Here is a 13544-nt window from a genome sequence, read left to right on the forward strand (position 1 = left end):
TCAGTCTTTGTTCGGTTCGTAGGCGCGGCGCAGCTGCTCGAGGGCGTCGCGCGCCGATTGCGGCAATTCACGCTGTGCGTGCGGCACGGCCGCGCCATGGGCGGCCTGCTCCTGGGTGGCCTGCTTGGCGGCGGTGAGCAGCCGCGACAGCAGCGCCTGCAGCTTGGGCGAACGCATCACCAGCGGCAGCACCGTGCGGCGCAACGCTTCGCGCGAGGTCAGCCAGCGCAGCGCACGGCGGGCGGCGCCGCGCGCCTTGCGTTTGGTGAGTCCGACCAGGCCGTCCGGGCCGCGGCGCGCGATGAAGCGCAGCGGGGCGGTGATGCGCCATGAGGTGCTCGACAGGGTGACCAGCAAACGCAGTTCCAGGTCCTTGCCCCAGGCCGCGGTCTCGTGCAGCTGGGCGGTGAGGGTCTGGGCCTGCAGCTCGACCTGCTGCAGCTGGGCTTCGCTGGCGCGCAGTTCCTGGCGCACGGTGGCCAGTTCCTGGCGCAGGCGCTCGCTGCGCTGCGCCAGCTCGGCCGCGGTGCGGGCGTCGAATTCGGCGCGCTCCTGGTAATCGAGCACATGGCGTTCGAGTTCGGCCGCGCGCTGCCAGCCGTGGTCGGACTGCGCGCGCAGCGCGTCGATCTGCTGCCAGGCGCTGTCCAGGTGGTGGGTGATGTAGTCGTCGAACACGTTCGGCTGGATGTCCAGCCGCGCCAGCAGGTCGGGATGTTCGGCCGCCACGTAGTAGCGGTTCAGGCCATCGAACCAGGCATAGGTGTAGCCCTGGCTGGTGACCAGGTGTTCCCAGGTCTCGTGGTTGGTGGCGCGGCTGTTGGGGAGCGTTGCCTCGATCACCAGCACCCACGGGCGCCAGCGCTGGAAATCCATCCCGCGCAGCACTTCGCCCTCGAAGCCTTCGACGTCGATCTTCAAAAAGTGAATGTCGCCCTGCACGTGCTCGGCGCAGATCGCGGCCAGGGTGCGCACCGGCACCTTGAGCTCGGCCACCACATGGCCTTCGCTGCGGTGCAGTTCGGCCACCGATGCGTCGGGCGAGGCCCAGCCGCGCACCGCCGGCACGTCGTACAGGGTCAGCTCACCGTCGACGGCGCCGGCCGCGATGGCCAGGTTGACGTCGCGCGGGCGCTGTTCTTCGAAGGCCTGGTGGAAGGAGGGGAGCGGCTCGATGCTGATGCCGCGCCAGCCGCGGTCATAAAAGGCCTTGGTGACCGAGTGCTCGACCGGGTCGTTGGCGCCGACGTCGATGTAGAAGCCGTCCTTGACGTGGCCCAGCGCGCGCCACAGGAGCACGTCCTCGCTGTTCTGGGAGTAGGAAACGAAAGTCATGTGCGTTGGATGTCGACGGCCGGATCGAGCCAGGCCGAGCCTTCGAAATGGGGACGGCGCATGTTCATCACGGTGAACACCAGCGCCAGGTCGCGCCATTCGTAGTTGTTGACCAGGTGGGTCTCGGTGCTGACGATCGCGGTCGCGACCGAATAGGTGCCGGGACCCAGGTTCATCGGGAAGGCGAAGCGGTAGACCACGTCCTCGCCGGCCTGGATGTCGGACAGCGGCAATTCCTTGAGATGGGTATTGGTGCCGTACATCGGCTGGCCCAGGCGGTCCTTGATCATATAGCCGAGCACCATGCGCGGGATCGGCGCATGGGCGCGCACCTTGACCTCGAGCGTGACCGGGCTGCCGACGTCGACCACTTCGACCCGCTCGCCGTTCTCATCAAACAGCGCGATGTCGGCCACCGTGGCCTCGCCGGTGCCGGACACGGTCTGCACCTTGCCGCCGGCCGCTTCCTGCAGGCGCACGGTCTCGTTCTCGCGCTCGGCGATCATGGCGTTGTAGTAGTCCATGATTTCCTCGGGCTTGCCCTCTCGCGCCAGGCGCCCGCCGTCGAGCAGGATGGCGCGGTCGCACACCGACTGGATCGCCTGCTTGTCGTGCGAGACCAGCAGCAGGGTCGTGCCCTGCTTGCGGAACTGGCGGATGCGGTCGAAGCTCTTGTGCTGGAAATAGGCGTCGCCCACCGACAGCGCTTCGTCGACGATCAGGATGTCGGGCCGGCGCGCGGTGGCGACCGAGAACGCGACGCGCATCTGCATCCCGCTCGAATACACCCGCACCGGCTGGTCCATGTACTCGCCGATGTCGGCGAAGGCTTCGATCTGCGGCATCAGCGCGGTGATCTCGTCGGCCGTCATGCCCAGCAGCTGGCCCGCCATATAGGCGTTCTGGCGGCCGGTGAAATCGGGATGGAAGCCCATGCCCAGTTCGAGCAGGGCGGCCACGCTGCCCTGCATGGCGACGCCGCCGGTGGTCGGCTGCGTGGTGCCGGTGATCAGCTTGAGCAGCGTGCTCTTGCCGGCGCCGTTGATGCCGATAAGGCCGACGGCCTCGCCGGGCGCCACCTGGAAGCTGACGTCGCGCAGCACCCACTTGAGCGTGTGGCGCGGCCCGCGCAGCGGCAGCATCCACTCCGCCAGGCGCGACAGGCGCGTCGGATAGGTTTTATAGGCCTTGCCCAGACCTGAAACGGTAATCGTGCCCATCAGAGTTCATCCACCATTTCGCCGGCGCGCTTGCGGAACAGGCGCATGCCGAACACGCACAGCAGCAGGGCCAGCAGCGTTACCGGCCAGATCGCGGCCCAGTCGGGCGCTGCGCCGTGCACCAGCACCGCCTGGTAGGCGCCGATCAGCGGCGCCATCGGATTGAACGCCATCAGCTCGCGCACTTCGGGCGGCAGGATGGTGGCCGGATAGACGATCGGGGTCAGCCAGAACCAGAACTGCATCGCGATCGTCACGAACTGGCCAACGTCGCGGAAGAAGACGTTGAGCACGCCGGCGATCATGGCCAGGCCGATCGCCAGCAGCACCTGCACCACCAGCACCGGCAGCAGGGAGAAGAACATCAGGCCGGGGAAGTTGCCGGTGGCAATCAGGAACACCACGAACAAGCCAAAGATGATACCGAAATTGACCAGCGCATTGAGGACCACGATCAAGGGCAGGCAGATGCGCGGGAAGCTGATCTTCTTGATCAGGTTGGCTTGCTCGATAAACATGTTTTGCCCGCGCGCGACGATCTCGGCGAACAGGCCCCAGGTCAGGATGCCCGCGCACAGGTAGATCGAGTAGGCGAAGCCGGACTCGGCGCCGGGCAGCTTGGTGCGCATGACTTCGGAGAAGATCACGGTGTACACCAGGATCATGGCGAGCGGGCTGAGCACCGACCAGACGGCGCCCAGGATCGCATTCGCGTATTTCGACTGGAATTCGCGTTTCACGCTGCCCAGCACGAAACCGCGGTAGGCCCACAGGCCACGCAGCATCAGGGGGGAGATCATCGTGTCGTCGCGTCGGAGGGCGCCAGGGAGTGTGGCGGGAGGGTTGTCGTCATAGTAATGCTGGGTCGTTAACAGCGGAATTATACTCCACGGTCCAGCACACAAATTGTTCAATTGTAACGACGTGTCAGTGAACACTGACATCGGTGCGGGGGCGTGAAGGGTTAAAAAAACGCCATGGAGCAACCGTTAAACGGTTCTTTTGTTAGCCTCAAAACGTCGTTCCCGCGCAGGCGGGAACCTAATTTCGTCACGCCGCCAGTACTGCTTGATGCAGCGTCAACGCTGGCAAACTTGGGTTCCCGCCTGCGCGGGAACGACGTGCTGGGGGTGGTGGGTGAAGCGTGTGCTAACTTCGCTCAGCCGCTCAACCGCTCAACCGCCCTGCGCCAACCTCTGCAGCGCATCCGGATCCAGGATCACCAGCCGATGCGCCTCCTTCTGCACCACACCCTGTTGTACCAGCGTCAGCAGCGCCCGGGTGACGGTCTCGCGGCTGGTATTGATCATATTGGCGATGTCCTGGTGGGTCGGCAGGTTTTCGACCACCTGCTTGCCGTCCTTGTCCACCACCTGCGGCATCAGCGCGATATACGTAAAGATGCGGCGCGAGGTATTGTTGATGCTGAGCAGGGCGCGGAATTCCGAGTCGCGCTGGATTTTTTGCGCCAGGTGGCCCAGCATCTTGCGCGCCACCGAGGGCGAGTGCGAGAACAGGTGCAGGGCGGTGGACGCCGGCAGGAAGGCGACCAGCACCTCGGTGGTGGCCACCACCGACGCCGAGCGGGTCGAGCCGTTGATCAGGGCGATCTCGCCGAAGAAGTCGCCGGCCGCCAGCATGCGCAGGCCGACCGCGCGGCCGTCTTCGGTGACGTCGATCACCTGCAGCTGGCCCGACAGCAGGAACAGCAGCGCATCGGCGTTGCCGCCCTTGTGCAGCACCACCGAGCGCTTCGGAAAGTGGCGATAGCGCAGCTCGGTCTTGACGCGCGCGATGTCCTCGTCGCCCAGGTCGGCGAGCAAGGGAATCTTGCGCAGGTGAACCTGGATCTGGCGTTCCTGCAGCTGCGGGGCCGCGCCCGGCGCGGCTTCGGCATTCTGGGAAAGCTTGGTGGTGGAAGTCATCTGGGAGTTCAGTCTCTTACAAATCCGGCGCGACAAGGGAGCCGATAACTATCACCGCGTGGACGGCGAAGCCGGCTGCGCGCCCCGGCCGCACCCTACAGCATCAGGTGTTGCCTGACTGGCGAGCGCCACCACCAGCACGGCGCAGGCGATACCGGCGGTATTGGCGGCCATGTCACGCCAGCAAAAGCGGCGGTCGGGAACCAGGGTCTGCAGGCATTCGATCAGCCATCCCCCGACCAGCAAGCCGGCCAACCAGTATGCCGTCTCGAGCGCGCCGTCGGCGATACGCAGGGCCAGCACGGTCAGCACGGCAAAAGCGGCGAAATGCAGGAATTTATCGTTGGGCAGCGGTGGCAGCCAGCGGTTCGGCACCAGGCAGCCGATGCACACGGCGGCCGCAGCGCAGACAAACAAGATCGCTTCCAGCCCCATGCCGCCGACAACCCTACAGATTCACGAACCCGCGATTGTACAGCCCAAGTCAGGGGTAAAGCCACTGCCAGCTCAGCTGCAACTGGCGGTTATTGTACTGAAAGATCGAAATATTCTCGCGATTACGAACCGCCCGTGCCTCCAGCACAACGTTTTGGCGCTTGGCTACCTGGTAGGTGAGCGAAGCGCGCACCACCTGCGTGCGCTGGGCGCGCACCTGGTCGATCAGGAGTTCCGGCGAATAGGCGCTGGCACTGTCCCAGGTCTGGCGTGTATAAGCCAGCTCGGCCACCGTGTTCCAGCCGAGCGGCTGGCGCAGATTCAGGCTCAGGTAGCTGCCGTGGCGGTTGCCGCCGGGACGGTCGTCGCGCGCGCGGTCCGACAGCAGGCCGGCGGTGGCGTTGGCGCTGAAGGAGCCGGTGTGGTGGCTGAGCAATGCGCGCGCCTCGAACATCCCGGAATCGAAGGTCTCGAGCGTCGCGTACTTGGTAAGCGTGGCGGCGCCGATCAGGTGCAGCTGGGTGCGCGCCGGCAGCGGCAGCGGCGGCGTGACCCGCAGCTGGGCCTGGGCCTGGCGCTGGTACAGGTGGCCGCCCATGCCGGACACGCCCAGCGAGCCGGTGCCGCGCACCAGCCAGCGCCCGAAGCGCCACGGCGACTCGACGCCGGCGTACAGCGAGGCGGTGTCGTAGTCGCGCAGGCGGTCGTAGCGCCGGCCCTGGAATTGCACAAAGCCCATGGTGCCGTTGGCGGTCAGGTCGCGCACGTAATCGCCGCCGACCTGGGTGTACTGGTCGCGCTTGGGCAAAAAATCTTCCAGCAGCGGCAGTTCGAGCTGGCCGTCCGGGCCTTCGACGATGAAGGTCGAATTGCTGGCGCCCTGGTTGACATTGTCGTCCACGCCGCGCGTGACGCTCAGCGCGCCCGAGCTGGACGGGGTCCAGGCCACGCAGCCGGTGTCGCGCGCCTCGGCGATCAGCTCCAGGATCTCGCGCGCCGGATCGAAGCGCGTCTCGACGGTGGCGAACAATCGCTCGGCCTCGTTGGTTTGCCCCAGGCTGCACTGGATCAGGGCCAGGTCGAGCCAGGCGCCGGCATGCTCCGGCACCATGTCGATCAGGCGCGTCATCTGGTCCGAGGCATCGCTCTTGCGGCCTTCGGCCAGCGATTCCAGGGCTTGCTGGTAGAGCCGTTCTTCGGCGGTCGGCGCCGGCTCGGCCGGCCCGGGCTGTGCCAACACCCAGGCGGGCGCCAGCAGCAGGGCCAGCGCGGCCATCGTGCGCACGGGACTCATGGCGCGCCTTTCGCGGGGTCGCGGGGCGCGCCATCGGCTTGCGGATCGCTTACGTCATCCGTGTTGGTGATATCGAGGGTAAACAGAGGAGTCGCTCTTTCTTTGCCACGTAGCAAACGCTCGCCAAGGGCGAGAAAACGGTGTCGTCGGCTGCGGGAAACCGTGCCCGGGCCGATGATGATGTCGTGCGGAAAGTCGCGCGCCACTTGTTCGAGGCGCGCCGCGGTGTTGACGCTGTCGCCGACCGCAGTATAGATGCTGCGGAACGAAGTACCAAAATCGCCTGCCATCGCATTGCCGCTCTCGACGCCGATCCGCACCCGCAGAGGCAGGTAGCCCTGGCGCACCCGCTCGGCGCTCAGCGCCGCCACGCGGCGCGTCATCTCGTGCGCGGCGTCCAGCGCCAGGTCGGCATGCTGTTCCAGGGGAAGGGGGGCGCCCCAGAACGCCATCATGCCGTCGCCCGTGTATTTATCCAGCGTGCCCTGGTGGGCGATCACCTGGCCGGTGAGGCAGTCGAGGAAGTCGCGCGTCAGTCTCGCCGCTTCTTCCACCGGCAGCGACTCGACCTGGGTCGTATAGCCTTCCATATCGGCCACCAGGGTGGTGACGTCGCGCTGGCGCGGGCGCAGCGGGTCTTCCTCTTCGCTGCGCAGCAATTGTTCGACCACGGCCGGCGCCACGTACTGGCGCAGGGTCTGCAGCAGGTGGCGCGAGCGGCGCTGGGCCTGGTGCCACTGGTAGGGCACAGCCACCGCGAGCAGGAACAGGTTGGTCGCGAGCGGGCCGATGGGGGCGAAATCGGGATCGTGGCGCACCAATACATAGGCGATGGCGAGCCACAGGGCCGAACTCAGGCCCAGCAGGGCCACGCCGGCGGCGGCCGACAGGCGCGGGAAGGCCAGCATGCAGCCGGCGATCGAGGCCAGCGCGAACAGGCAGGCGGCCAGGCGGCCGGGCCAGGGCGCGGGCAGCTTGCCTTCCTGGCGGTCGAGCAGGGCCGACAGGATGGTGGCCTGCACGCCCAGGCCGGGACGGCTGGCGGCGAGCGGGGTCGAGACGCGGTCGCCCATGCCGAGCGACGACGAGCCGACCAGCACCAGGCGTCCGCTGGCGCTGGACGGCACGATGCGCTGCGCCAGGATGTCGGCGGCGCTCACCACGGTGTAGGCGCGCCAGTCGCGGCGGTAGGGGATGCGCATCATGCCGTCGTCGGGCAGCGCCAGGGCCGGCTTGCCGCTGCAGCAGTCGAGCAGGGCCAGGCCGAGGGCGGGGTACTGCTTACCGGCGAACTGGGTTACCAGGGGAATGCGGCGCAGGGAGCCGTCGGGGTCGGGAATGAAGCCGATGGCGCCGATGTGCGGCGCTGCGGCCAGCGCTGGATAGTTGCCGACATAGCCGGTGGCCGGCACGCCGTCGCGATAGCGTGTGCTCGCTCCACCCAGGTTGCCGTCGCGCACTGGCTGCGGGCGGTTGCCGGCAAAATCGAAGTCGAAGGCCTGGGCCGGCACCAGCGGGCCGTGGGCTGCCAGCAGTGCCAGCCGGTCGTCACCTGCATCGTCGTCGCTGTTCGATGGCAGCACGATGTCGAGCGCGACGCCGCGCGCCGCGTAGTCGGCCAGCAGGATCTCGACCAGGTGGGCCAGGCGTTCGCGCGGCCATGGCCATGGGCCGAGTTCGGCCAGCGATGCCTCGTCGATGTCGACCACCAGGATGCGCGGCTCGGGATCGTCGCTCACCTGCAGGCGCAGGAAGGCGTCGCGTAACCATTCGTTGGGCAGGAAGGACACCTGGTTCAGGACGGTGCGGGTCCAGATGTTGTCAGCAAGCGACAATGGCGCGACGATCGCGTATTGCGACCACAGGGTAACCATGAAGGCCAGCGCGGCAATGATCCAGCGACCCCGGGGCCGCCGTGCTTGTGTTCTAGGTTGCGCCACGCACTACTCTTCGGTTGTAACGACAGTTGGATTAAGGCAGCAAGTATATCGTCAGGGTTGCTGAGATGCATTGTTTATCTGGAAATTGAACAAACTAAGTTGCAACTATTTGGTGTCGCCTTTCAGATAGAATGTGATGGTCATCACAGAGCCTTGTCTAGGCAACACGGTACAGTGGAAAGGAAAGGGGATCCATCTTGCATAAATTACTCATTACCGCAACGCTTGCATGCGCCGCGCAGTTCGCTCATGCTGCCGAGGCGGGCAAGATCATCTTTGTCGCCGGCGCCGCCAAGGCCGGCGATCGTCCCGCCGTGGAAGGTGCCCAGGTCGAGGAAGGGCAAATGCTCACGACCGGCGCCGACGGCTATATCTATGTGAAGACGGCCGACAACGGCCTGTTCATCCTGCGTCCGCAGACGCAGGCGCGCATCGTCACCTATCACATCGACAAGAACAATCCGGCCAATACCAAGGTCAAGTTCGAGCTGATCAGTGGTACCGCGCGCAGCCGGTCGGGCGAGGCGGTCAAGCATGCGCGGCAGAATTTCCGGTTCAATACGCCGGTTGCGGCCATTGGTGTGCGTGGCACTGATTTTACTGTGGTGACCGATAGCGATACGTCGCGTGTGTCGGTGTTCTCGGGCGGCGTGGTGGTGAGTGGCTTTGCGGGTGGCTGCCGTCCGGAAGGGGCGGGGCCGTGTGAGGGCGCGCTGAGCCGTGAACTCAGTGCCGCCCAGCGCGGGCAGTTGTTGCAGGTGACGCGTGGGCAGGCGGCGCCGCAGGTGGTTGAGGCCGGCTCGGATGGACCGAATCAGGCAGCGCCGCGTACCGACGAGCCGCTGAGTAAGAGTAATAGCGGCAGTGAGCCGAATGTCAGTGTCGAAGCCGCGAAGAATCTCGGCCTGGTCGCCGCCATCGATAAAGTTACCCCGCCTTCGCCTGGTCCTGCTCCTAGTCCTGCCCCTACTACTCCAGCGCCTGTGCCGCTTCCAGATCCGGGGGCGGGCGAGAAGCCGCCCGTAATCGAGGTGCCGGCCCAGCCTGAGCGCGTAGCGATCTGGGGCCGCTGGCAGCCGGTCGGCTCGTCGGCGCCGGCACTCGATTATTCCGCGCAAGGAGCTAGTAATCAATTGATTGCGTTGAATGGATATTTTGCGTTGTTCCGTTCAGCAGGGAAAGAATACATCGCGCCATCCAACGGCAGTATGGGCTTCCGCCTGCGTGGCAGCGAGGTGTATGTGATGACCGAATACGGCTCGGGCATTATCAGTTCTAGCAAGGCCAACTTGACGAATGGTGCACTGAATGTGGATTTCGCAAATCGCAGCTTTTCAACCAATATGGATCTTGCGACGAATAACGAAGTGGTGAAGCTGCGCGGCGAGGGTACGGTCACCGGCGATGGTCGTTTGTATGGCGATGCTGGCGGGCGCACGCGCTATTTGAACATCCAGGGCTTGCTTACGAATGAACGCGGAGCCTCGGCCACGGCCACGACTATTTTCGATGGTCGTATCGATGAGCGACGTCGGGTGAATGGTGGAGCCACTTGGAGATAACACTATCGATACCATGAGAACCCGGCCTGCGCCGGGTTTTTTATTTTCGCCACCTGTTATGCGAGCACGGGTTTGATGTTTCGAAATGTAACTAGGGACGATAAAAGGCAGGACCTCTAATTACTCCCTACATGAGAGAATTGTTGAGAATCTTGCGCTAAAGAAGAATTTTGAGATCGATTTTGTACAAATTCTGTAATTTTTCAGGGAAGTTTGTCGGTAATGTGATGACCGTCACACATGACCCTGCTTGGCATCTGTCATGATGCGGTCCGTTGGGCTTACAGGGGTGTCTTCCACCCCTGCTACATTGATTCAACATTCGATCGATCGATTTATTTTTTTTGGAGTTATACATGGCTATCGTCGCTACCCGCGTTGCAGCAGTGCAAGAACTGTACGTCGCTTACTTCGGCCGTCCGGCTGACACCGCTGGCCTGGACTACTGGACCAACGTCGTTGAAGCAAACAAAGGCGCTATCGCTGCCGTGTCCGCTGCTTTCGCTGCAGAAAAAGAGTACACCGACCTGTTCAAGGGCATGACCAATGCCCAGATCGTCGACAAGATCTACTCGAATATGTTCGGTCGCGGCACCTCGAGCACCGATGGCCGTGAGTACTGGGTCAACCTGCTGAATGACAAGAAAGTCACCGTTGACGTGATCGTTGCTGAAGTTGCTGGCGGTGCACTGACCACCGACGCTGAAGCTATCGAGAACAAGGTTGCTGCTGCCACCGCTTTCACCGCCGAGCTGAACACCACCGCAGAAAACACCGGCTACAACGGCCCTGCCGCCTTGGCTGCTGCTAAGGCATTCATCGCTGGCATCACCACCGACGCGAGCCTGAGTGCTGCGATCGCCCCTTCGGCCCTGGCAGCTACTGTTGCTAAAGTCGTCGAAGCTGGCACCCCATTCACCCTGGAAGCTGGCCTGAGCAATCTGGTTGCTGCTCAAGACGCAGTCGTCGACTTCCTGGCAGGCATCGATCTGGACAACAACGCGAACACCAAGACCACCGCTGTCCAGCTGACCACCGCTCTCAATGGCACTGAAACCGCAGGCGTGTGGACCGGCGGCGCTGTCACCCCTGTTGACGCTATTATCAGTGGCTTCCGTGCAGCTAACCCAGTCGTCCGTGACGCCCTGATTCAGGACCGTTCGGAAACGCTGGCTACCGCCCTGGAAACCGCACAAGCGAACCGCGAAAAGGCGCTGGTTGCCGCTGAAACCGCTGCTCCTGGCCTGTCGGACGCAATCGCTTCGCTGGCAGTTGTCACCGAATCGAAAACCGCAGCTGCTAATGCTGTTACCCTGGCACGCGCTTCCCAAGCTAACGCTGAAGTGGCATACGAAGTGGCATCGAACAGTACCATCACCATCGCTACTAATGGTGCTGTTACCGGCCTGATCAATGTCAACGCTGCTGGCACCGCTTCGCTGGCTCCTGGCGTGACCGAAGCCACCAACCCAGGCGTGACCGCTCTGCTGACCGCCGTGCGTGCAACCAACACCGCAGTTGCTCAAGACGGAGTTGCAGCGGACGCAGTCTACGCTGCTAAGCTGGAAGTTCACCTGCTGGACGCAGCGACCGCAGAAAACACCGCCCTGAGCGCGGTGACCGCTCTGCTGGTCCCAGCTCAAGTTGGCGAAATCGTCGGTCGTCCGACCGCTGCTCAGATCCTGACCCAGCAAGCGAACCTGGAAGTTGCTGCAGCCGCTGAAACTGCTAACGGCGGTACTGCTGGCGCTGCAACTACCGCGCTGACCAACTTCAACAATGCCCTGAAAGCATTCACTGATCTGGACGTCACCGCTAACAATCCGCTGACCAACGCTGTCACCATCCAGGACAACCTGATCACTTCGTATGAAGGTCAGATCAAGGCGCTGGATGCAGCAGTTGCTGGCTACGAAGTCGCTGCGGACCGCGTTGCTGAACTGACCACGCTGAACAACGCTGTTACGGCTGCTCGTGAGACCTTCGTCGCCAACGACTTCAAGCTGCCAGTGACTCTGGGTGCATCGGCTGTTGCCACTACCGGCTCGGACATCTTCGTCCTGGGCGAAGCGCTGACCACCACCATCGCTAGCTTCGGCCGCGCTGGTACCGATGCCCTGTACATTGGTAGCGACTTCACCCTGAACACCGGTGCCCTGAGCACTGGTGACAACACCAAGCTGGAAGTGTTCTTCATCGCTAACGCGACTGGCGTCCGCATCCACGTCGAAACCGAAGTTTATGGTTCGGACAGCACTTCGGTGCCAGAGCAAGTCATCACCCTGACCGGTGTTGCTGCTGCCGATCTGCAGTTCGACAATGGCATCATCACCCTGAAGGGTACTACCGTCTAATGCCCTGAGCCCGTTTTAACGGGCCTGGCATGACCGAAAGCCCGCTGCCGTAAGGTGGCGGGCTTTTTTCATGTGCGCCCAGCATGGGCGCACTCTTGTGGGTGAAAGTCCCGCCGCGAGCTGACCACAGTGAGCGAAGTGAAGCGCAACTGCGTGAGGGCGACCGAGCGTGGGGAGCCATCGCATGCGATGGCGCACGGAACGAAACTGCGAGCCGATGAACAAGAACTGGATATAAGGCGCTGCCAAGCAGGGCGAGCGGGCATGTAACCGCGAAGCTCTTTTGCTCAAGGCGAAGTGGTGTAAATCCGGCGGTTGTGTGAAGGAGTGCGTTCTTACCTGGGGAGATCTCGCCCTGCGCCTGAAAGGGCGACGGAAAAAAATCCGGAGCGAGAAGTCAGCAGAGGCCGTAGTAGCCGCGTCCCGGGCGAAGGGCCGAACGAGTAGGAGTGTCCAACAACTTGTCGATGAATTGTGTACGGCGTCAGATGCCCGCAGCAGCGGGGCGGGTCGCGGTAAGGCGGGGTGAAGCCTCGTCCAATGCGACCAGCGATGAAACACGAATCCCGCGACAAGAACTGGAAGACACAGGGCGAGACTTGCTCACGCAAGCGCTCGCGAGGGAGAACATGCAACACGCGTGGAAACGCGTGAAGGCGAACAAGGGAGCAGCAGGTGTCGATGGTCTCGATATAACGCAGACGGGATAACACCTGAAGCACGCGTGGCCTGCCATCAGGCAGCAGCTACTGGCAGGCACGTACCGGCCCATGCCGGTGCGGCGCGTGGGTATTCCGAAGCCGGATGGGAGCGAACGTGAACTGGGGATACCCACCGTGACCGACCGTCTGATTCAGCAGGCACTATGCAGGTGCTGCAACCGTTGATCGACCCCACCTTTAGTGAACACAGCCACGGGTTCCGGCCCGGCCGCCGTGCGCGTGACGCCGTGCTCGCAGCACAGCAGTACGTACAGGACGGCTACCGCATCGTGGTCGACGTCGATCTGTCGAAGTTCTTTGATCGGGTCAATCACGACATCCTGATGGACCGTTTCAAGAGACGCGTGAGCGATGCTGGAGTCATCCGGCTGATTCGCGCTTATTTGAACGCGGGGATCATGGATGGCGGCGTGGTGGTCGAACGGGCTGAGGGCACGCCGCAAGGCGGTCCGCTTTCACCGCTACTGGCCAACGTGCTTCTCGACGAGGTGGATCGTGAACTGGAACGAAGAGGCCATCGCTTCGCCCGCTATGCTGATGACTGCAATGTGTACGTGCGCAGCCGGAAGGCAGGTGAGCGGGTAATGGCTCTGCTCAAGCGCCGATACGACAAGCTGCATTTGAAGATCAATGAATCGAAAAGCGCAGCAAGCCAAGCATTTGGCCGAAAATTGTCAGCAGCGGTTGTAAACTGATACAGGCAGCGATTGAAAACTGATACACCAGTTTGAGAAGATGGCCGCTTTGCGGAGCGGCC

General features: G+C 63.4%; 9 protein-coding genes and 1 pseudogene. 3 read left to right on the forward strand and 7 right to left on the reverse strand.

Features of this window, described 5'->3' with window-relative positions:
• The 7 genes from FVD38_RS18300 to FVD38_RS18330 all read right to left on the reverse strand — a co-directional run bounded on the left by FVD38_RS18300 (position 1) and on the right by FVD38_RS18330 (position 8083).
• Positions 1-1335 carry an FkbM family methyltransferase gene (locus FVD38_RS18300; RefSeq protein ID WP_147936149.1) on the reverse strand — a complete coding sequence of 445 codons (1335 nt, stop codon included), beginning with the start codon at positions 1333-1335 and terminating at the stop codon, positions 1-3.
• The gene (locus tag FVD38_RS18305; protein WP_147936150.1) at positions 1332-2555 is read right to left on the reverse strand and encodes an ABC transporter ATP-binding protein; all 1224 of its coding nucleotides are present in this window, start codon (positions 2553-2555) and stop codon (positions 1332-1334) included. The genes FVD38_RS18300 and FVD38_RS18305 overlap by 4 nt, the downstream gene beginning before the upstream one ends.
• Positions 2555-3355 (reverse strand): ABC transporter permease, encoded by an 801-nt coding sequence (locus FVD38_RS18310; RefSeq protein WP_147936151.1) that lies wholly within the window; start codon positions 3353-3355, stop codon positions 2555-2557. Before FVD38_RS18310 ends, FVD38_RS18305 begins: the two co-directional genes overlap by 1 nt.
• 375 nt (positions 3356-3730) lie before the next feature.
• Positions 3731-4480, reverse strand: coding sequence for a Crp/Fnr family transcriptional regulator (locus tag FVD38_RS18315; protein ID WP_229493799.1), 750 nt, complete (start codon positions 4478-4480; stop codon positions 3731-3733).
• Positions 4481-4531: 51 nt separating this feature from the next.
• On the reverse strand, positions 4532-4897 hold the full coding sequence (locus tag FVD38_RS18320; protein WP_229493801.1) for a VanZ family protein: 366 nt from the start codon (positions 4895-4897) through the stop codon (positions 4532-4534).
• A 67-nt stretch (positions 4898-4964) separates the two neighbouring features.
• A complete protein-coding gene (locus tag FVD38_RS18325; RefSeq protein WP_147936153.1) occupies positions 4965-6209 on the reverse strand; it encodes a tetratricopeptide repeat protein in 1245 nt (414 codons plus the stop codon).
• Positions 6206-8083, reverse strand: a complete 1878-nt coding sequence (locus FVD38_RS18330; protein ID WP_147936154.1) for a CHASE2 domain-containing protein — start codon at positions 8081-8083, stop codon at positions 6206-6208. Before FVD38_RS18330 ends, FVD38_RS18325 begins: the two co-directional genes overlap by 4 nt.
• 263 nt (positions 8084-8346) lie before the next feature.
• On the opposite strand from FVD38_RS18330, the gene FVD38_RS18335 reads away from it, so the two are divergent.
• From FVD38_RS18335 to ltrA, 3 genes and pseudogenes are all read left to right on the forward strand, one after another.
• Positions 8347-9711: a FecR family protein gene (locus FVD38_RS18335; protein WP_147936155.1), complete on the forward strand. Its 1365-nt coding sequence runs from the start codon at positions 8347-8349 to the stop codon at positions 9709-9711.
• Between the two features lie 356 nt (positions 9712-10067).
• Complete coding sequence (locus tag FVD38_RS18340) at positions 10068-12065, forward strand: DUF4214 domain-containing protein (protein ID WP_147936156.1); 1998 nt, start codon at positions 10068-10070, stop codon at positions 12063-12065.
• Between the two features lie 467 nt (positions 12066-12532).
• A pseudogene (ltrA, locus tag FVD38_RS18350) lies at positions 12533-13458 on the forward strand (group II intron reverse transcriptase/maturase); the annotation flags it as partial.
• Positions 13459-13544: the final 86 nt, after the last annotated feature.

This window comes from Massilia arenae (genome assembly GCF_008014745.1).
Classification (GTDB): domain Bacteria; phylum Pseudomonadota; class Gammaproteobacteria; order Burkholderiales; family Burkholderiaceae_D; genus Telluria; species Telluria arenae.